The organism is Oceanobacillus sp. CFH 90083, assembly GCF_009389585.1.
Taxonomy (GTDB): Bacteria; Bacillota; Bacilli; order Bacillales; family Amphibacillaceae; genus Oceanobacillus.
Map to the genome: position 1 here is coordinate 330,432 of NZ_VIYG01000005.1, position 21,107 is coordinate 351,538.

At 39.3% G+C, this 21,107-nt stretch carries 18 protein-coding genes; 3 read left to right on the forward strand and 15 right to left on the reverse strand.

Annotation, left to right across the window (positions count from 1 at the left end):
- Positions 1 to 14: 14 nt before the first annotated feature.
- The 11 genes from murD to FLK20_RS10375 form a co-directional block, all read right to left on the reverse strand.
- On the reverse strand, positions 15 to 1,364 hold the full coding sequence (gene murD / locus FLK20_RS10325) for a UDP-N-acetylmuramoyl-L-alanine--D-glutamate ligase (RefSeq protein ID WP_152656475.1): 1,350 nt from the start codon (positions 1,362 to 1,364) through the stop codon (positions 15 to 17).
- A complete protein-coding gene (gene mraY, locus FLK20_RS10330; RefSeq protein ID WP_152656476.1) occupies positions 1,364 to 2,344 on the reverse strand; it encodes a phospho-N-acetylmuramoyl-pentapeptide-transferase in 981 nt (326 codons plus the stop codon). The genes murD and mraY overlap by 1 nt, the downstream gene beginning before the upstream one ends.
- A 234-nt stretch (positions 2,345 to 2,578) precedes the next feature.
- Positions 2,579 to 3,934, reverse strand: coding sequence for a UDP-N-acetylmuramoyl-tripeptide--D-alanyl-D-alanine ligase (locus FLK20_RS10335; protein ID WP_152656477.1), 1,356 nt, complete (start codon positions 3,932 to 3,934; stop codon positions 2,579 to 2,581).
- Positions 3,935 to 3,937: 3 nt separating this feature from the next.
- Positions 3,938 to 5,419 carry a UDP-N-acetylmuramoyl-L-alanyl-D-glutamate--2,6-diaminopimelate ligase gene (locus tag FLK20_RS10340; protein WP_152656478.1) on the reverse strand — a complete coding sequence of 494 codons (1,482 nt, stop codon included), beginning with the start codon at positions 5,417 to 5,419 and terminating at the stop codon, positions 3,938 to 3,940.
- A 264-nt stretch (positions 5,420 to 5,683) separates the two neighbouring features.
- Complete coding sequence (locus FLK20_RS10345; RefSeq protein WP_152656479.1) at positions 5,684 to 7,618, reverse strand: stage V sporulation protein D; 1,935 nt, start codon at positions 7,616 to 7,618, stop codon at positions 5,684 to 5,686.
- A 249-nt stretch (positions 7,619 to 7,867) separates the two neighbouring features.
- A complete protein-coding gene (locus tag FLK20_RS10350) occupies positions 7,868 to 10,147 on the reverse strand; it encodes a penicillin-binding protein (RefSeq protein ID WP_152656480.1) in 2,280 nt (759 codons plus the stop codon).
- 16 nt (positions 10,148 to 10,163) lie between these two features.
- On the reverse strand, positions 10,164 to 10,538 hold the full coding sequence (ftsL, locus tag FLK20_RS10355) for a cell division protein FtsL (protein ID WP_152656481.1): 375 nt from the start codon (positions 10,536 to 10,538) through the stop codon (positions 10,164 to 10,166).
- Positions 10,538 to 11,515 carry a 16S rRNA (cytosine(1402)-N(4))-methyltransferase RsmH gene (gene rsmH / locus FLK20_RS10360; RefSeq protein ID WP_152656482.1) on the reverse strand — a complete coding sequence of 326 codons (978 nt, stop codon included), beginning with the start codon at positions 11,513 to 11,515 and terminating at the stop codon, positions 10,538 to 10,540. The genes ftsL and rsmH overlap by 1 nt, the downstream gene beginning before the upstream one ends.
- A gap of 22 nt (positions 11,516 to 11,537) precedes the next feature.
- Positions 11,538 to 11,969 carry a division/cell wall cluster transcriptional repressor MraZ gene (gene mraZ / locus FLK20_RS10365; protein WP_152656483.1) on the reverse strand — a complete coding sequence of 144 codons (432 nt, stop codon included), beginning with the start codon at positions 11,967 to 11,969 and terminating at the stop codon, positions 11,538 to 11,540.
- A 196-nt stretch (positions 11,970 to 12,165) separates the two neighbouring features.
- Positions 12,166 to 13,794, reverse strand: coding sequence for a bacillithiol biosynthesis cysteine-adding enzyme BshC (gene bshC, locus FLK20_RS10370; protein ID WP_152656484.1), 1,629 nt, complete (start codon positions 13,792 to 13,794; stop codon positions 12,166 to 12,168).
- Between the two features lie 102 nt (positions 13,795 to 13,896).
- A complete protein-coding gene (locus tag FLK20_RS10375; protein WP_152656485.1) occupies positions 13,897 to 14,277 on the reverse strand; it encodes a DUF3397 domain-containing protein in 381 nt (126 codons plus the stop codon).
- A 376-nt stretch (positions 14,278 to 14,653) separates the two neighbouring features.
- Here FLK20_RS10375 and FLK20_RS10380 point away from each other — a divergent pair, with 376 nt between their 5' ends.
- Positions 14,654 to 15,136 carry an N-acetyltransferase gene (locus FLK20_RS10380; protein WP_152656486.1) on the forward strand — a complete coding sequence of 161 codons (483 nt, stop codon included), beginning with the start codon at positions 14,654 to 14,656 and terminating at the stop codon, positions 15,134 to 15,136.
- A 166-nt stretch (positions 15,137 to 15,302) separates the two neighbouring features.
- Here the strand turns inward: FLK20_RS10380 and FLK20_RS10385 are convergent, their stop codons facing one another.
- The 3 genes from FLK20_RS10385 to FLK20_RS10395 form a co-directional block, all read right to left on the reverse strand.
- Positions 15,303 to 15,764, reverse strand: a complete 462-nt coding sequence (locus tag FLK20_RS10385; protein ID WP_152656487.1) for an RsfA family transcriptional regulator — start codon at positions 15,762 to 15,764, stop codon at positions 15,303 to 15,305.
- 251 nt (positions 15,765 to 16,015) lie between these two features.
- Complete coding sequence (gene rpmF / locus FLK20_RS10390) at positions 16,016 to 16,189, reverse strand: 50S ribosomal protein L32 (protein ID WP_077601073.1); 174 nt, start codon at positions 16,187 to 16,189, stop codon at positions 16,016 to 16,018.
- Between the two features lie 45 nt (positions 16,190 to 16,234).
- Positions 16,235 to 16,765, reverse strand: coding sequence for a YceD family protein (locus FLK20_RS10395; protein WP_152656488.1), 531 nt, complete (start codon positions 16,763 to 16,765; stop codon positions 16,235 to 16,237).
- Positions 16,766 to 17,051: 286 nt separating this feature from the next.
- Here FLK20_RS10395 and FLK20_RS10400 point away from each other — a divergent pair, with 286 nt between their 5' ends.
- Entirely contained in the window at positions 17,052 to 18,257 is a 1,206-nt protein-coding gene (locus tag FLK20_RS10400) for a nucleotidyltransferase (RefSeq protein WP_152656489.1), read from the forward strand.
- A gap of 139 nt (positions 18,258 to 18,396) precedes the next feature.
- On the opposite strand, the gene FLK20_RS10405 is transcribed toward FLK20_RS10400, so the two are convergent.
- Positions 18,397 to 19,419 (reverse strand): SepM family pheromone-processing serine protease, encoded by a 1,023-nt coding sequence (locus FLK20_RS10405; protein ID WP_152656527.1) that lies wholly within the window; start codon positions 19,417 to 19,419, stop codon positions 18,397 to 18,399.
- A gap of 399 nt (positions 19,420 to 19,818) precedes the next feature.
- Between FLK20_RS10405 and ylbJ the strand changes: the two genes are divergently transcribed.
- Positions 19,819 to 21,027 carry a sporulation integral membrane protein YlbJ gene (ylbJ, locus tag FLK20_RS10410; protein ID WP_152656490.1) on the forward strand — a complete coding sequence of 403 codons (1,209 nt, stop codon included), beginning with the start codon at positions 19,819 to 19,821 and terminating at the stop codon, positions 21,025 to 21,027.
- Positions 21,028 to 21,107: the final 80 nt, after the last annotated feature.

Here is a 21,107-nt window from a genome sequence, read left to right on the forward strand (position 1 = left end):
TTCGTACAAGCCCCTTAGTTCATTGTATGAACAGCCTGAACAAATATGTCTCCTCTTTCTTCAAACGTTTTATACTGATCCCAGCTTGCACATGCTGGAGAAAGCAACAAAATATCTCCCTCATCCGTTAATGAAAAACCGATTTTCGCAGCAGTATCAACACCGCCCGCATGCTCAATTACCTGAATTCCTGCTTCTTTTCCAACACGTTCTAACTTAGCAGCAGTCTCTCCAAAGACAACCATCGCTTTTACATTTTTAAGATGTGGAATAAGCTCATCAAATTCATTTCCGCGATCTAAACCGCCTGCGAGAAGGACAATTTCTTTTTTAAAGGAATCTAATGCTTTTTGTGTGGCTAATATATTGGTTGCTTTGGAATCATTGTAAATATAACGGTCCTGAAGCATTCCAACAAATTCTAAACGATGCTTTACACCGGAAAATGTTTTTAAAACATGCTGTATCCCTTCATTTGTTGCTCCATTTAATTTTGCTGCCGCAACAGCCGCCAGGATATTTTCTAAATTATGTTTCCCAACTAATACAATATCTTCTAACGGGATAATTGCTTCATCGAAAAAGTATATATGTGTATCATCAGCCCAGGCACCTTCTTGATGTAGATTCTTTGTTGCTGAAAAAGGAATTTTCTTGGCCCTCACATCCGCCATATGCTCTTTAAGCACCGGGTCATCGGCATTATATACAAGATAATCATCCGGATGCTGATTTTTAAATATATTACATTTCGCATGCACATAGCTCTTTAAATCACCATGATAATCCAGGTGTGCTTCATAAATATTTAACAGTACTGCTGTAGATGGGCGAAATGAGTCTATTCCCTGCAATTGAAAAGAGGAAAGCTCAATAACCATTTTTTCATCTGCTTGTATCGTTTCGGCGACTTCCGTTGCTGCAATCCCGATATTCCCTGCAAGCTTCACATTACAATTACTTTTACTTAGCATTTCCGTAACCAATGTAGTTGTCGTTGTTTTCCCATTGGACCCGGTAATTCCGATAATTGGCTGCTGTGTTAAATAAGAAACCAGCTCTACCTCTGTGATTACTGGAATATGGCGTTTCAATGCCTCTACAACAACCGGGTGATCATAGCGGATACCAGGATTTTTGACAACCACCTCGATGCCCTCTAAAACACTTAAAGGATGAGAGCCCAGCACCAGGTGTGCCCCCTTTTCCTGAAGTTCTAAAACAAGTGCATCATCATAAGAAGCTGCTGCATCATTTACTGTTACATCCTTCCCCTGCTCTAACAGGACTTTAGCAGCAGCTGTACCACTTCGGGCTAATCCTAAGACAAGCACTTTTTCTGCAAATTCTTTCAAGGTCTTCATTACATCCCCACCTCAATATAAATAGCCAGAATCGCAAATAGGAGACCAGCAAACCAGAACGTTGTCACAACTCTCCACTCTGACCATCCTACTAATTCATAGTGGTGATGCAAGGGACTCATTTTAAAAACACGCTTTCCCGTTGTTTTAAAGGAAATAACCTGGATAATAACCGATAATGTTTCAATGACAAACACACCGCCGATAATTACTAACAGAATCTCGAGCTTCAGGAGTATCGCAATCGCTGCAATCGCTCCTCCTAATGCCAATGATCCTGTATCACCCATAAATACTTTGGCAGGGTGCGCATTAAACACTAAGAAGCCTAATAAAGCACCTACTACTGCTAAAGAAAAGATAGTTACCATATCGTTAGGCACACCATACCATGCAATAATGGCAAAAGCACCGAAGGCAATCGCTGCCGTACCAGCTAATAAGCCATCTAATCCATCTGTTAAATTAACAGCATTAGAAGCCCCTACAAGCATCACAATGATAAGAACTGCATAGAACCAGCCAATATCAAATTCAACCGCTGTTCCCGGAATGGCGATTACCGTCGAGAAATCTTGTCCGCGTAAAACAAAATAAAATACGAGTGCAATAATAATTTGCCCAAATAGCTTCTGCTTTGATGTTAAGCCTAAGTTTCGTTTCATCGCTACTTTTATATAATCATCTAAAAAACCTAATAAACCATAGCCAAATAATACAAAAAGTAATAGCCACAGCTCATAGCCTATTCCACCATCGGTTCTCATTCCCATGATGAGCGATGTAATCATGATACTGAAAACAATCATAATTCCTCCCATTGTCGGGGTTCCTGATTTCTTTTTATGGGATTCAGGGCCTTCTTCTCTAATACTTTGTCCAAACTTTAATCGTCTTAAAAACGGGATAAAAATTGGAGATAGAAGAACTGTTATAAGAAACGCTACTGCGATTGTAATTAATAAACCTGTAATATTCATTTTCTCTCCACCTCATTTGTAACCTTCTAAGTGCGTGTTCAAAAGGACGATAAAAAGAACCAGGTGTCACTTTTATTGGACTTTTTGAACATCTTCTATAAGAACGGTTTAAAAACATGATAGAATCAGTGCAATTTTCATGGGTTTCTCTATGGAGATCCATTGTCTCTTAAGCCCTTATATGATCGCACTGATTCTGTTCCTTGACCGCTTTAAATCTGTCTATTGGGTTCTTCAGCATAACTGCTCTAAAAATGTTTCAAAACGCATACCTCTCGACGCCTTCAACAAAATAAGATTTTCTGGCTGCAGATATTTTTCCACATGATGCATAAGCTCTTGCTTTTCTGTTAAATGTACAGCAATCAAGCCGGGATGTCTCCTTTTCAACTCATCATGTATGTAATGTGAATGATTACCATACGTATATACAGCTGTAATTTCTGAATTAATTACATCTGCAATACCTCGATGAAATTCTTCTGCGTAATCCCCAAGTTCTAAAATATCGCCTAAAATAAGAATTTTATCCTGATATCCCTTCATTTCTTCGACCACTTGAATGGATGCCTTCATCGATGCAGGAGAAGCATTGTAAGCATCATTAATGACAGTAATGTTGTTTTTGCCCGTATGTTTTTCAAAACGCATCTTTGTCATCTCTAATTGTCCGAATGCGTCTTTGATTGTTGCAGGTGCAATCCCCATTCCATATGCCAGTTGAATAACATAAGCGGCATTTTTAGCATGATGCTTACCTAAAAGCGGAATTTGATAGGATTCCTCTTCAATCTCAAAAGTGGTTACTGCTTCCTCCACAGCTATATGACGTACAACAACATCATTGTCCTCACGGAAGCCGACCTTTTTTTTAGGAACAGGTACAGCTGCACCGGTTAAAAGAGGTTCATCTCCATCAATAACTAATGCACCCTCAGGCTTGATTCCTGAGACAATTTCTAATTTCGCTTTGGCAATTCCTTCTTTAGACCCCAAATTTTCAATGTGCTGTCCATCAATATTGGTAATAATCGCCTGATCCGGTTGACCGATATTGCTCAGCAGCTCTATTTCTCCAAAATGATTCATACCCATCTCAAGAATCAATACTTCTGTACTCGGGGCCATCGATAAAATCGTTAACGGCAGCCCGATATGATTATTAAAATTCCCTTGTGTGGCATGAGTTTTAAAAGTCGTCTGCAAAACAGCTCTGGCAAGGTCTTTCGTGGTTGTTTTCCCATTTGATCCAGTAATGCCGATAACGGTTGGATTCACTTTCTTACGATAAGCAGAAGCAAGCTCCTGCAATGCTTTTACAGTGTCTTCTGCAAATAAAATCAGAAGAGAAACAGGAAGATTTTCCGGAAGCGGCGTGTCCTTTTGCCAAAAGGCTGCCACAGCTCCATTCTTTACTGCTCCTTCAATAAATTGATGCCCATCAAATTTTTCACCGGCAATCGGTACATAAAGCCCCTGATGGGAATGTACACGGCTGTCATGAACTACTTCATGAATCTCCAAATCAGCAGGCGCTTTCCCTTGATACCGGGGAAATAATTTTATTAATTCCGATGCAGTAAATAACATCTCTTATTCCCCTTTCTCTTTAATGGCTTCTCTGGCAATTTGACGATCATCAAAATTATATTTCGTCTTACCGATAATTTGATAGGTTTCATGCCCTTTACCTGCAATCAAAATAATATCGTCTTTTTGAGCAAGCCCCACAGCATGCTTAATTGCTTCAGCGCGGTCCACAATGACTTCAAACGTTGCTTCCTCTTCTGTTAAATGCCCTGTCATGTCATCTAAGATTTGCACCGGGTCCTCTGTACGCGGATTGTCTGATGTAAATAATGCATGGTCGGCATATTTTACGGCAACATCTGCCATTAACGGGCGTTTGGTACGATCACGATCGCCTCCGCAGCCAACGACAACATATACTTTACGCTCCGCAAATTCACGACTGGTTTGCAAAACATTTTCCAAGGAATCAGGTGTATGCGCAAAATCTACAATTACAGAATAATCCTGTCCTTCATTAATCGGTTCAAACCTGCCGTCTACGCCTTTAATATCCTCTAAAGCTTCTTTAATGACATCTAAACCTACATTCGATGCAATTGCAGCGCTGCTTGCCGCAAGCATATTATACACATTAAACATGCCGATTAAATTCGTTTTAATATGTGCTGTACCAATTGGTGTTACCAGGTTAAACGCTACTCCGGCCGGAGACAGCATAATATTTTTTGCCATAATATCAGCATCCTGCTTACAGCTGTATGTGAGCACCTGTTGTGCAGTACTTCGTTTTAACAAATCGCTGGATGCATCATCTTCATTGATGATAGCATATTTATTCTTCCCATGGTGATAGTCATTCCCCAGCCCGGCAAAGAGAAGACTTTTTGCCCGCAAATAATCATCCATATCTTTATGATAATCAAGATGATCCTGCGATAGATTGGTAAAAATACCAATGTCATAATCACAGCCAAAAACTCTTCCCATGTCTAAGGCATGCGAAGAAACTTCCATAATGGCCTGATCCACTTCTCTTTCTTGCATTTGCTGAAAAATACGGTTTAACGCTAGCGCATCCGGTGTTGTATTCAATACCGGGAATGTTTCATTACCAATTTTCACTTGAATGCTTCCAATAACACCAGATTTCTTACCCTGTTTTTCAAAAATAGCATCTAATAAATAGGTTGTTGTTGTTTTCCCATTCGTTCCCGTTACACCGATCAGCGGAAATTTCGTTGTTGGATAATCATAGTATGCAGCCGAGAGCATCGCCAGAGCACGTCCAGTGTCTTTCACACGGATGAGCGGGATATTCCCGTCAACATCCACGTCTTTACAGACAACTGCTGCTGCCGCACCATTGTCTATTGCCTGCTTTAGAAAGTCATGACCATCCACGGTATAACCTTCAATACATACAAACAAACTCCCTGATTCTACTTTTCTGGAGTCCATTTCAATATTTGCAATTTCTATATCCTGTATTGATTCTGTTGTCTGATAGAATCCAATTCCATCTAATAGTTGTTTAAGCTTCATTTTTACACCCTGTTTCTATTCTTTTCCTTTTAATGTATTCTCGGCTAACCTCTTGTTTAAGAGGGTTGTCAAGAATGTTCTGTTTACATTTTTATTCGTATAGTGTTTTATAAAACTTGGTCGTCACCAGGCCTTTAGATGACAGTCTTAGTTGGGGTCGCGATTACTCCCCCCATGAAAATCGCTGCACTTATACTTTATTCTTTAAACTCTTTATTCCTTCTTAAAGTGTAACAAAATCTATTATAGCAAATTTTAATAGATTTAACGATTATTTTCATGACCTAAAAATAAGCGAATCGTACTTCCAGATTCTAGCATTGTCCCTGCCTGAGGAGATTGATCAATAATTTCATCTCCTTCACCATTTACTTCAATAGAAAGATCCAAAGGATATTCCACCAATTTATCTGTGCTTTCGCCTATAAAATCCGGTACTTCAATTTTAGGCTGATCCGGCCAGGCATATTCTTTCTCCAAGCCATCCGTACGTGTCTCTACATTCATCGCCCGTAAGCTGTCGTCAATAATCGTTCCAACAACAGGCGCAGCAACAACACCGCCAAATTGAATCGTATTTTTCGGGTTATCGACAGCCAGGTAAACAACAATTTCCGGATCATCGGCAGGTGCAAAGCCAATAAAAGATACAATATAGTTATTTTCTAAATAACCGCCGTTGGGCCCTACCTTCTGAGCAGTCCCTGTTTTCCCGCCGACACGGTATCCATCAACATATGCAGGTCTCCCTGTCCCCTGTGCCACCACCGTTTCTAAAGTCTCTCGAATAGTTTGAGATGTTTCCTGAGAGATTACTTGTTCCTTTAAATTAGGTTCATAGCTTTCAACCACTTCTCCAGTCACAGGATCAACCCATTCTTTCGCAATCATTGGCTCATATAAATAACCGCCATTTACTGTTGCGGCAACAGCCATCACCTGCTGAATCGGGGTTACCGAGACACCTTGCCCGAAGGATGTCGTTGCCAGCTCAACTGGACCGACATTTTCCGGTTTAAAAAGGATGCCATTCCCTTCCCCCTGTAAATCAATTCCCGTCTTTCTTCCAAATCCAAAAGCATCAATATACGAAAAAAGCTTTTCTGTACCCAGCATTTGTCCTAAATTTACAAATCCCGGGTTACAAGAGTTTTGTACAACTTCAAGGTATGACTGATCTCCATGCCCCCCACGTTTCCAGCAATGAATTGTTGCCCCGCCGACTTTAATATCACCATCATCATAAAATCGATCTTTTTCTAAATCAACGACACCTTCTTCTAAAGCGGCAGCTAATGTAATAATTTTAAATGTTGACCCTGGCTCATACGTACTCCAGATAGGCAAGTTCCTGCCGAATATAGATGCATCTACATCCTGATAATTTTCCGGATCAAAATTTGGCCGGCTGGACATACCAAGCACACCACCTGTTTTAGGATCAACCGCAATTGCTGTTGCGCCGTCCGGATTATATGCAGCAACAATTTGGTCTAACTCCCTTTCCATAATCGTTTGCACTTTGTTATTAATCGTTGTTTTTAAATTTAAACCATCTTTTGGAGATTTATATTCATCTGCAAGCTGATCTAATCTTCCTCCTTTTGCATCAGAATAAAATGATAAACTTCCATTTTCTCCTTTTAATTTATCATCATAGTATAATTCAAGTCCCATTAATCCTTGATTATCAATCCCGGTAAAGCCGAGCACATGCGATAAAGCACTATTATTGGGATAATGGCGCTTGGAATCCTTTGCTAAATAAACACCATCCAAATCTAATTCCCTAATTGCCTGCTCCTGCTCATTATTCACTTTGATTCCCTCCGGACGCACCATAACACTAAGAGAATTTTGTGTAACTAATTCCATCATTCTTTCTTCCGGCACATCAAGTATTTCCCCCAGAAGCTTCGCTGTATTTTCCGGTTCTTTAATTTGCCGCGGCATTAATAAGACTGTAGGAGCCGTTACATTCTCTGCCAGGATTTCTCCTTCAGAATCAAGGATATACCCTCTTTCAGCAGCAAATGTTATATCCCTTGTCCATAAATCATTTGCACTATCTGCCAGGTCATCGCTTAATATAAGCTGAACATAAGCTAATCTTGCCATAATAACAAGGAAAATAAAAATCGCAAATAAAAAAACAGTGACCATTCGTTTTTTTATGATGATTGTGGATGTGCGTTTCATGAAAGAACTCCTTTCATCATGCTTTGTATCCACTATATGAATGAAAAAAATGGAATAGAACAAGCTATGTTCTATACCTTGCACTACTCCACTCAGCTATTTTTTCAATTGTTCATCATAAAGAAAACTTCTGTCTGCGCTTGGAGCTGAACATGACTGTCTCTAAATTTGTGCAAAACTTATATACTTTCTTAATCATAAAGAAAAAGCTTGCTGAAAAAGTTATTGCCTTTTCAGCAAGCCTTCCTTTTATTCTGCTTCTTCGTTTTCTGTTTCTGTATTATCTTCATTATTTTCTGTTTCTCCATCATCTGTATCATCCGCATCGCCGGCATCTGATGATGTATCTGCTGATTCACCAGTAGGGACTTCTAATTCAAAGCCTAGATAGTCTCCTTCTTGAATTGGTTTTCCTGCCTCAATGCTTTGTGATGTGACATAGCCATTACCAAATCTTTCTGTCTGCAGATCCAGCATATCAGCAAAATGCATTACTTCTCTTAGAGACCAGCCTGTTAAATCAGGCATCGTTGGTTCATCTGTAAGCAGCAGAACTTTTTCATTTGGTAATATTCTCTCTCCTGCTTGCACATTACTGGACACAATGGTTTCTCCCTCACCGATGACAATTGGCTGAAAACCTCTCTCTTCTAAATCAGACTGGATAGTTTCCGTAGATTGCTCAACTACTTCCGGGAATTCAACCTCTTCAATCTGGTTAGATTCATTTTCGTCCGGTTCAACATCTAAATAGTGAAGACTATTCTCTACCACATTATTAAATATAAAAGCAAGCGGCGTAGAGCCTGATTCTGTATCTTCTAATTCCGGCTGCTGAATCGATACATAAACCATTAATTCAGGGTCATCCATCGGAGCCATCCCTAAAAATGAAAATACATAATTTTCTCTCCCGGTTAAATAGCCGCCGTTTTCAAGGTCCGGCATTTGAGCTGTTCCAGTTTTACCTCCGACCACATAATCATCTAACCGATATGGAGCACCGGTTCCATCTTCATCATTCACCACAGACGCCAGCAATTCTTTCATTTCCTCTGCTGTTTCTGGTGAAATCGGTTGTCCAGTGTATTCTGGTTCCGTTTCTTCCAGTACATTACCTGTCGTAGAGTCAACAATTTTATCCAATACATATGGCTTTACCATCTGCCCGTCATTCACAATAGCTGATGCTGCTCTCATTTGCTGTATCGGAGTTACAGTAGAGCCTTGCCCAAAGGCGGTTCTTAATTTTTCTGATGGCCAGTTGTATTGAATCCGGCCGATAGATTCATCAGGAAGATCAATTCCCGTAGGTTCCTCAAAACCAAATGCTTGAATATATTCATAGAATTCATCTGCACCAATATCTTCCCAAAGTAATTTAGAAGCAGCTACGTTGGAAGAACGCATAAAGCCTTCATCGTAGGAAATCTTTCCCCAGCCCTCACCCTGGTTATGATCTCGGATTGTTTCAATTCTTTCATTAGGCTTATATGTTCCTGATTCAAATGTATCTTCCCCGTTATAGACACCTTCTTCAATTGCTGCCGCCCATGTGAAAATTTTAAATGTAGAACCGGGTTCAAAAGGAGAAGAAATCGGATCGTTATACCAATTCTCCACATTATCAGGGCTATTTGGGTTAAAGCTTGGCCGTGTACTCATTGCCAGAATTTCACCTGTTTTCGGATCCATAATAATTGCATTCATTTTTGCAGGCTTATACTGTTTATCCACTTGTGTCATTAAATCTTCTAACAAGGTTTGAATTTTTTGGTCAAGTGTTAAATAAACAAGATCTCCATCTTCCGGCTCTTGAATAATTTCATCAGGATCCAATAATTTCTTGTTATAGCGGTCACGCTGATAAGAAATAAAGCCATCCTCTCCACCAAGAATCTCATTCATAACATTTTCCATTCCAGTTACACCTGTAATACGATGCTCAATGCCGTCCTCTGTTTCTTCTTCTACCTCACGGGCAAAGCCGATAATGTGTGAAGCAAATATGCCATTTGGATAATAGCGCATTGGCTCCTCATCAAAATAAATTCCTGGAATCTCTGCATCTTCAATTGCTTCTTTTTCCTGCTGTGACAGCTGACGTCCCAGATTTCCAAATTCCACCTGAAATCTGTCTGCTTCGACAGCTCCATCTAAGATTCTTTGGATTTCACTTTCTTCCTCATCTAAAATAGATGCTAGTTTTTCTGCTGTTTCTTCTGTATTTGTAACATGCAGATCCTCAGGTGAATTTTCTGAATATGCTTCATCTAAGATGGCATACATGCGATATGCAGGACGGTCATAGGCTAATACCATACCATTTTTATCCATGATTTGACCGCGCTGTGCATGCATACTATAAGAAGCAGTCCGCTGCTGTTCCGCCCAATCGTCCAACGAAACACCGCTAATTTCACCTGTAGCTTGTATATACATAAACCTGCCCGCAATTACAAGGAATAAAGCAGCGAAAACCAGCATATAAATGCCGGCCATTATATTTGCCATCTTATTTTTTTTCATGTTAAGAAACCCCTTGCTAGTTGTTAACCGTTTCAGCTTGTTTCACTTCTGAGTTTTGGATTTTCAAACCGTTTTTCTCTGCAATTTCAATAATTCTCTCTGGACGTGACAATTCTTCCCTCTCAAAATTCAGGTTTTCATTTATAATTACCTGACTGTTGATACTATCTTCCAATTGCTGCATTTCACGGTTTAACGTATCCGTTCCGGAGGCATAAGAAACCACTCCAATCCCGAATGCTAAAATAGCAGCACCCGTAACAGAGTAAATAACCTTTTCTCCTTTGGTAATCCAAGGTGTCTTCTTTACTTTTCTGACTACCGTTTTCGATTCTTTCTGAGGAGTATACTGGGGATCTGCTTGCCATTTTCTAGCCTGGTTTTCACTCATCACTTTTTCCACCCTTCTTCATAACGAAAATCATTATTCCATTCATTTATTTTTTCGACAATCCGCAGCTTGGCTGATCGTGATCGTCTGTTTTCATCCAGCTCACTTCCCTGAGCTATAATTGGTTTTCTGGTTATTAATTTAAATGGAGCCTGATGTGTTTCCGGGACAACAGGAAGATTCCTGGGTACCGGTTTATCCGTACTCCACGCTTTAAAAGCCTGCTTACAAAGGCGATCCTCTAATGAATGGAATGTAATTACTGCAATTCTTCCATGTTCACCTGTCAATTCAGCAGCCTGATGAAGTGCCTGGTTAAATACTTCCAGCTCATCATTCACAGCAATACGTATCGCTTGGAAAATACGCTTGGCAGGATGTCCGCCCTTTCTTCTGGCAGGTGCAGGGATGGCATCCTTAATAATCTCTACCAGCTCCCCAGTTGTTTCAATTGACCCCGCCTCTCTTACCTTTTCAATTCTCCGGGCAATCCCCTTGGAAAACTTCTCCTCGCCATAACGAAAAAAAATAGACACTAATTGTTCATAGGGCCATTCATTGACTACTTCATATGCTGTCAAGGCCTGAGATTGATCCATACGCATATCTAATGTTGCATTCTGATGATAACTGAAGCCCCTCTCCGCCTGGTCCAACTGCGGAGAGGATACGCCTAAATCAAAAAGAATTCCATCCACTCGTGTCACACCATGTGCTGATAGATTTTTTTTCAATCCTTGAAAATTAGAATGAATAAATGTGATTTTATCTTGATATGCAAGCAGGCGTTCCTTGGCAGCCCCTAAAGCTTGTACATCTTGATCAAATGCAAAAAGCCTGCCCTTTCCATTCAGCCTGGATGCGATCTCCAATGAATGACCGCCGCCGCCTACTGTACAATCTACATAGATACCATCTGGTTTTATTCCTAACCCTTTTATTGTTTCTTCTTTCAAAACACTATAATGTTCAAACATCTAAGCCACCAACTTCTTCAAATTAAATATCAAAATCCATTAGATTCTCAGCGATCTCTGCAAACGATTCTTCCGATTCTTCCACATACGTATTCCAGTGGTCACTGGCCCAAAGCTCTACCCGATTGGAAACACCAATCACATTGCAATCCTTTTCCAGATTAGCGTAAGCTCGCAGATTCGCAGGAATATTTATTCTTCCCTGTTTATCTACTTCACATTCCACCGCACCGGAGAAAAAGAAACGTGTAAAAGCCCGGGCATCCTTTTTAGTCAGTGGGAGCTGTTTTAGCTTTTCTTCTAAAATTTCCCATTCATGCTTGGGGTATGCGAATAAACATTTATCGAGTCCACGCGTTAACACAAAACTGACCCCTAAGTCTTCTCTAAACTTAGAAGGGACAATAATTCGTCCTTTTGTATCAATGCTGTGCAGGAATTCTCCCATAAACATATAGACGCCCCCCACTTTCGTAAATTCATAATACCACATCCCCCCACTATGCTCCACTATTTCTTCAAAAATATTTTATTTCTTCGCCTAAGCATGTGTAACCCGCTGTTTAAAAGCATTAAAAAAAACTGTCATATCAGTAGATAGACAGTTTTTCAATAAAATATAGAATGGTGGTGGGGACTTGTGGGGGATTTTATTCAACCACCCAATGTCCTTTTTCAATAGCAAATGAAAAAGTGGTTAACTGTGAAATAAATTCCGTACCATAGTGATTTAATAAAAATAGCGGATTCCAAACACGCTCTTGTAAGCCTCCATGTGGATGAAGCACCTGCTCCAGCTGATTAAATTCACTCAAAGAGCGGGAATGCTTTTTCTTAAATTCCTTATGGAAACGTTTGTTCATAAATTGAATATTCTCTAACAAGTATGCTAAATTCTTTTGACTCAGTGCCTGAATATCGTCTCCCATTTCGGCAGCCATATTTCGAATCGGCAGATGTGCCTCTTTAATCTTCTTTGCAACGTCTTCGGTTACTTGATCAATTTCCTGCTGACCATTCATTTCCATATATTTTTTCTTTGTTGTTTGAACACCGTTTAAGATAACTTCTTTTACCGACAGCTGATATTTCGTAACTAATTTCCTTGTAGACGAATCTATAAATGTTAAAGAAAGCCTTGGGACAACAGGGGGCATCTGTAAATCCATCACATGAAAACTTGATTTCAATGCAGCCCAATAAGCAATCTCACCGGGTCCGGCTATAAAAGCCAGCGTAGGAAACATATACTCCTGCATGATTGGTCTTGTTACGACATTATTACTTAATTTCCATGGTGTATTTTTGGCGATATCCACAAGTTCCTTCTCCGTAAGTAAAATCTCCTGCTGTTTGCCAACCCAGTTCCCGCTCCCGTCCACTTTCAACAAGATTCTTCCTTGTACATCATCATGGTAAAATAAATTTCCATCTGATGTACCAGCTTCTATAGCAAGCGGATAATCAAACGCTTCTAAATCGCTCAAAGTCTTGACTACCGTTTCACTAATTTGTGCCTGCTTCTCAATCAATTTAAGAAAACAATCTGTCTCCAATTTACGGAATGATGGATCTCCGGAATCAACCAGAACAATCCCCTGATTAGGAAACAGGGCAAAAATAAGACGTGCAAAAAACTCAATATAATTCGAAGCTTCTTCCTGCACTCCTTGAATTAACGTATAGATATCTTTTGTATGTACTGTCTCCGGCAGTGCTTCAAAAACAGCTTCTATCCATTTTGAGAGCTCTTCCTTATCCATCTTTAATTCTGAAACAGCTTTCTTACCGGCATCTATATTCTTGGTCCGCAGTTTTATTTTATGAAAATCTCCATCATCACCGGGACAGTGAATATGATTGATTTCCTCAAAATCATGATCTTCACCGGCAATCCAAAAAACTGGAATAACTGGCGCTTGTAATGCTTCTTCCTGCTGCTTTGCCAGCTCAAGAATAGAGATAATTTTATTCATCGTGTAAATTGGACCTATCAAAAGCCCTGCCTGCTGACCGCCAATGACAACTGTACTACGTTCATCATTTAAGCGCTCAATTTGTTTAAGCGTTTCTTCGGGCGCCCCCCACCCTTTATTTAATGTATGTAATACATCCGTCAGCGCACTACGGTTAAACGCTTTTTCTGATATATCCTGAAGTCTTTTACGAAAATCTTTATATGGATGGTAATCAAACAAATTGGTTATATTATCTTTTTCACTTTTATAATCAGCTACTAACCTGTTGGCAGTAGGTAAAGTTAATGAATTTATCTGCATATCATTTTCCCCTTATATCGATTTGGATACATTCCGTATTGTACAGAAAAAACAGTAAGAATCAAACTAATCTGCTTTATGAGAAAACGAACCCATCACACTTCAAGAAAAAATTCCCAGGATAATATATATAAGACTTAAAATAAGGTAAGCAGAAGCAAATAATAAAAATGCACTTCTCCAAACAATTTTAATCGCTTTGGCTACGGATATATCTGTTTGCTTCCGATACTGGTTAATTAAAATGGCTGTCAGACTTACCAGGAGCAGAAGGATAATCCAGCCAAAAAAGGTGCGATCAAACAGAAGCTGCAATAAAACGCCTGCACCTAAGATAAAAAAGATTGCTGACCACTGGACAGCATTATGTACAGCTTTCCATGTGTGTTTTTTCCGCAGCTTCGTTATCCAATACGCCAAAAAAGTAACGGTGAATGGAAATGCAATAAAAAAAGCTACTGTGTAATAAATATAATCCCGCATTCTTTTCCCCCTGTCTAACAATTATTTATAGTGCGTGTTCAAAAAGTTTGATAAAAAGGACCAAGTCTCAGGCTGGCGGGCTTCTCGCGTGTTGTGATGATTTCTGTGTTGTCCACACGGTGTGGGTGTTCTTTGTAGAAGTTCCTTTTCCTGCCGTATCACTTTTATTGGACTTTTAAACATCCTTTTATAGACATACTACTAACCTTCCAACACAAAATAGTCTGATTCATTTTTAGCTAGTTTGTGTGAAAATAGACTGAAATAATTTTAAAATTGTCTCCTATGTATTATAATTTAGACAGAGAAGGAAATCCACATTCATCTTTTAATGTTTTAAAGAAAGAGGACACTACACTATTCAGGAGGAGTTACAATGGGAAATGTAAAGATAGAAAATTTACTTATCAATTTTAAAACTCTGGAAAAATTTAAGCGTTTTCGTGAATACGGGAATCAAGAATTGACGATGATGGAAGATTTACAGAATAAGATTATTGAGAATAATAGTAAATCTCCTTTTTACGGAATCTATATTGGTGATAATTTAATCGCTAGAATGAGTCTGTATGAAGTGAGTAAGAAGTATGATTTTTACTTCGATCCTCCTCAGGATTATCTCACCCTATGGAAATTAGAGGTGCTTCCTGATTATCAAGGAAAGGGATACGGAAAAGCACTTGTAGATTTTGCAAAAAGCTTTAAGCTCCCTATCAAAACAAGTCCAAGAATTAATTCACATGATTTTTGGGAAAAGATGGATTTTATTAAGCCGCATTATGAAGTGGAACGCGATTTAGGGGAAAACCCATTACTCTGGCTGCCTGAAGGCGTTGAAGAAAAAGACACGAAGCAATAAGCTTCCTGTCTTTTTTCACATTAGGAAAGTATAAAATTGCAGCAATGGTTTTCGGCGGGACGAGTAATCGCTGTCCCAGGACGTGCTAGTACAGGTGTTGCGCCACAAACTCGCGGCGCTTTGCGCTTTTCATTTCACTAAGATAAAGAAGAATGATTTCTAATTCTTAAGGGTTAGATATGGTTTTAATAAGATGATTTATTTTTCCCCATACCACTTCATAAGCTTCAATCTGTTTCTTTAAATTTTTATTTTCCAGCAGGATTTTATCTAATTCTTCACGCTTTACAAAATCCGCCTGCTGCGGTATATCTGTCCGCATTTTTTCTAACAGCTGAATCGCTGCATCAATAGATTGAATCGATGACGCTTCTATCGTTGGGTAGAGGATTCGCTGCTTTAAGCCTGCTTTTCTCTTTTCTTTTGCAGTCTGAACCTGTTCCTGACACTGTTTTCTTATTTTGGCATTCCAGCGAAACCCGCATGCTGCTGATGTTCTAGATAGCTTTTCAGCAACTTCTTTAAAAGCTTCCAATTGTGTTCTTCCTTCTTGTATGCAGTTAAGTACTGTATCTGCTAATAATCTGTCCTCTTCCTCCGTCCATGCATCCTGTCTTGTATCGTTCATAACATACCTCCTATTAGGGTTTGCTATCAATGTATGCAAAAGATAGGTGTACTAGAATCGTTTTATATGAAAATTATCCACCATCACCTCATTTTATCCATGAAAAAAACAGACCACTTATTGTGATCTGCTTTCTTTAAGTACGTGTTCAAAAAGGTCGGTAAAAATCAAAACTGTCAGTGTGAACTGGTGGCTTTGATTCCCGCCGCGTCATTTTTGAGAGACTTTTTGAACATCCTCTTTAATTGGAATTAGTTACTTACAACTTCTTTTCCATCATAATGTCCGCAAGATTTGCAAACATGATGAGGTTTTGTTAATTCACCACAGTTAGAGCATTCTACCATACCAGGTACGTGTAATTTTTTATGCGTACGGCGTTGGTTTTTTACTTTTTTGGAAGTTCTTCTTTTAGGTACTGCCATGACTTACACCTCCTTCAAAATGAAAGTAAAACTTGAATCAGATTCTTATTTGTCTTTCTGGTTATCATTAAGGAGAGACTCCAACTTTTTTAATCTGGGATCAATAGACTTCTCTTCCTTAGTTTCAGATACAAATTCCCAGTCCTTCCCGCTGGAAGGAGCTGCTCCGTCCGAATCAGCGTTATCAGCAAAAACGCGGAACGGAATTTCCAATAATATATTTTCCTTGATATATGGTGTTAAGTCAAGAACTTCTCCTTGAATTGGATGAATTTCTTGTTCCTCTTCTTCTTTCCCATAATAGGCAGAAGCAGAAAAAATCTCGTCTGCATCTATGACAAACGGATACGGAACGTCCACCAATGTCCGGGCACATGGAAGTGTCATTTCTCCCTCTATATGAAAATTCACATAGAACTCTTCACCGTGCATTGTTACTTGTCCTGTCACATGCACTGGAGTAATTTTGCGAATATCATTATTCATCGTTTCCAGTTCTGTCACATCTGCTTGTCCATCAAAGAAATATGGCTCATTTACGGAACCTTTTCTAATCTGATTAATTGTTAATTTCATTAAAATCACCTCTAGGCAACAAGATAAATGATAAAAGAAAATGCTGCGTTTGTCAATATATTTTCTTTTCATCACAGGCACAGCGGACACGATGTCCTTGTACCAGCGTTGTCACAACTCTTTACGATGGGGGGAATAATCGCAAAGTCTTCTTTACAAAGTAGTATTCCCTATGACGGAATCTACAAAACGGTAATCTGTCTTTTTGTCATGCTAATTCTATTTTGATAAAAACAGCTCCCTGAATATGTTAAAATAGGATTACTTGAAAAATAGAGGTGAGTGTATGGAAGCTTGCGGTTTAGTGGTTGAGTATAATCCCTTCCATTATGGACATCAATATCATTTAAAAAAAGCCAGAGAAGAAACTGGTGCTGACTGTATGGTTGCTGTCATGAGCGGAAATTTTTTACAACGCGGCGAGCCGGCAATTATAGATAAATATAATCGGGCTAAAGCAGCTGTACTCGGCGGAGTCGATTTAGTAGTTGAACTGCCATACGTTTATGCTGTCCAGCACAGCGATTTTTTTGCTAAAGGGGCGGTTGATACGCTCTACCATTCTGGAGTAACTGCCATCTGTTTTGGAAGCGAATCAGGTAATATTAATTCTTTTTCAACTGCTTATCAGCTCCAAAAAGAACACCATAATCAATATGAAGCAGCTGTAAAAGCATACTTGAATGAAGGTCATGCCTATCCCGATGCAGCAACAAAGGCTTACCAGCGTGTTTTTGGTATTTCCGATATACTGGATGTGTCCAAACCTAATAATATATTAGGTTTAAGCTATGTTCGAGCAATTGAAGATGCACGTTATCCTATCAAGCCCATTACCATAAAACGCATCCAGAATAACTATCATGATACGGCTATTACAGGAAGCATTGCCAGCGCAACAAGTATTCGCAAAGAAGTGCTGAATAACCCATCTGCATCTGAATCAGCGGCTGACGCAATGCCTGCTGATACGTTAGATATTTTAAAAAGCTATAAACACACATCAGGATATTGGCATGATTGGGAACTGTATTATTCTTTTCTAAAATATCGTGTACAAATGATGACTCAGGCGGAATTAAAACAAATAGAAGGTGTTGTAGAGGGTCTGGAGCATCGCATCATGCGTACTGCTTTAGAGGCGTCCTCCTTCCAAGAATGGATGACAGCTTTAAAAACAAAACGCTACACATGGACAAGACTCCAGCGTATCTTCGTCCATATTTTAACCAATACAAGAAAAGAAGAGAACATATTGGCGAATTCTACAGGTTACGTACGGATACTTGCTATGAATAAAACTGGTCAGGCCTATCTGAATCAACAAAAAAAGAAAGCAGACCTGCCGTTTATTACAAAAATCAATCAAATCCAGCATCCCTTCCTGCGAATAGAAGAACGAGCTGCTAAAGCATATTACAGTATCTTATCCGGGCAGAAGCAGAGAAGCTTCTTTTTACAAGAAATAAAAGCACCGATTATTATAAAGTGAAAGGGCTGCTATCCCTTGCCTGTATGCTTCCAGGTTATTTAGGAAGTGCGCAGGCGGGGTATAAATATGAACCTATAAAAAATACCAAGCCAATTTTTTAAGTGGCTTGGTATTTTTTAGATAATGACACGGCTATTTTTTATTCATTAGCAGCACTTTCTAAATATGCTAGTGCATCCTCAAACGTATCCACCGGAACAATCTCCATATCCGTTCCTATGCTTTTTGCCGTTTCAGCAGCTTCCTGATAGTTTGAACCTTCACGGCCGCCTTCGTTTGGCGCAAAGAAAATGTCGACCCCTTCTTTATCGGATGCTACTACTTTTTTATCCACTCCGCCAATTCGATAAATATTTCCTTCATAATCTATTTCACCAGTCCCGCCAATTTGTTTTCCGCCAGTTAAATCTCCTTCTGTTAACTGATCATAAATTTCCAGTGAAAACATTAATCCGGCACTTGGACCACCAATACTGCCGCTGGAAAAATGAATTTCCGGGTGTACTGTTACTTCACGATCCGTTACCATATTTATCCCGATTCCTACACGAGTGCCTTCATCATCAAGCGGCTCTAATTCCATATCCGCCGCGTATTCTTCATCATTTCTTTCATATATAATCGTTACCGTATCCCCAGCTTCTTTGCCATCAATATAATCAATCAAGTCTTGAGATTCATGTACCTCTGCATCATCAATACCGATAATCTGATCTCCACTTTCCAAGATTCCTTCTGCAGGCAGCCCGTCTACTGCTGTAACCACATAAACACCATTAAAATCGATCTCTATGTCTTTACCTGCAGCTTCATAAGCGACAACTGTTGCTGCTTCCTGAGAGCTTTCCATCACTTGCAGCTGTGCAGCCATATAATCCTCTTGTGACATTCCTTCCGGGAAAACTTGATCTAAAGGAAGAATGTCTTGATGCGGCAGGAGTAAAGCAGCAACATATAAAACGGGGGTTGCCTGCATTCCGCTGACTGTTACTAAATGCATATCTCCTTCACTCGAATAGCCCCCTTCTACTTCTACAATAGGATCTAATGCGTCAGCTCCGCCTGGTTTTTGTATATAATACGGTAATTGATAAACACCTAGTAAGTAAACAATTAATACAACAACTAATAACCCGATAATTCTCTGTTTCGATAATCGCAGCACTGCTTATTCCCCTTCCTGAAACACTTACTAAATATATCTATGGCATATTTTTATATGGTATTCGCGTATATATCATATATATAGGATGTTCAAAAAGTCCTCAAATGATAAGCAGCGAACTCTTGAGTTAACTTGTTTTTCCGTAAAAAACACGTTGTCTTGATCTTCTTGCTTCTAGTTTGATTACTTTTTGAACACACAAATAGCAACCTTTTTTTAATGATACACCGGACAAGCTAGCATTATTCTACTACTTCCAATCAAAATTGTACAGAATAGATACTTCATAAGAGAAAGCAGCATGAGGATACTTTCATTCTAATTGAAAGCTGTTCAAAAAGTCTGCACAAAATATTATATCCATTTTTGAACACGCACTAATAGGGGGACATCAGATTGAAACAAAAGCTTAAAACACTTGGCTATGCCGGCATAGCACTTTTCTTATTCTTTAGTTTAATACGATTTCCAGATCAAGCATTAGAAGCGGCTATTCGTGGATTAAATATGTGGTGGGAGGTAGTATTCCCTTCCTTGCTTCCATTTTTTATCACTGCTGAGCTATTGTTAGCTTTTGGTGTTGTAAAATTTTTAGGTGTTTTATTTGAGCCGATTATGCGTCCACTATTTAATATACCTGGCGCCGGCAGCTTCGGCTGGATTATGGGGATGGCAAGCGGTTATCCGACTGGAGCAAAAATAGCAGCGAGGCTCCGTGAAGAAAAACAAGTAACACAGATTGAAGCCGAACGACTGGTATCCTTTACAAATAATTCAAGCCCACTCTTTATATTCGGTGCCATTTCTGCAGGCTTTTTTTATAATATGAAGCTTGGTCTACTGCTGGCTGTTTGCCATTATGGGGCAAATACCATCGTGGGGATAGTCATGCGCTTTCACGGAAGGAAGCACGACCAGCACCTAACCAAGAAAACAAAATACCCCTTTTCCATAAAAAAAGCATTTCAGGAAATGCATCGAAACCGCTTGAGAAACACGCGTCCCTTTGGAGAGATATTAGGAGATGCTGTCTTACATTCTATTCAGACACTTGTCATGGTCGGCGGATTTATTATTTTATTTTCTGTGCTTATAAAACTGCTTTTCCTGATGGACATTACACCTTTTATAGCAGCTTTTATCGAGCCTGTTCTTCCTATTTTTGAGCTTCCAAAAGAGCTGGGACTCCCGTTTATCTCTGGATTATTTGAAATCACGGTCGGCTCCAATTTAATTTCGCAAGTAGCTGCCGACTCTTTGTTGCAAAAAGCAATCTTAATCAGTTTCATTCTCGGTTTTAACGGGTTATCTATCCAGGCGCAAGTCGCCAGTATTTTAGCCAAAACAGATATTCGTTTCTATCCCTATTTTTTAGCCCGGATCTTACATGGAACTTTTGCTGTTATTTTAACCATTTTATTATACAAACCGCTCTATTTAGATCGAATTGTTTATCATTCGAATGAAATCCCTGCTGCAACGATACTGGAAACCTCTATCTGGATGAATGTTTACTATTTGTTACAGTATATTGGTCCGGCTATAACCATCATCAGTTTAGCAGCTGCTATTTTTATCATGATCTACCACCGTAAAAAAGAATAAATAAAGAGAGTCTGTATTCGATAAACCAGACTCTCTTTCCCTTGAACATATGTAACAATCATAAAAATATTGGATTATTT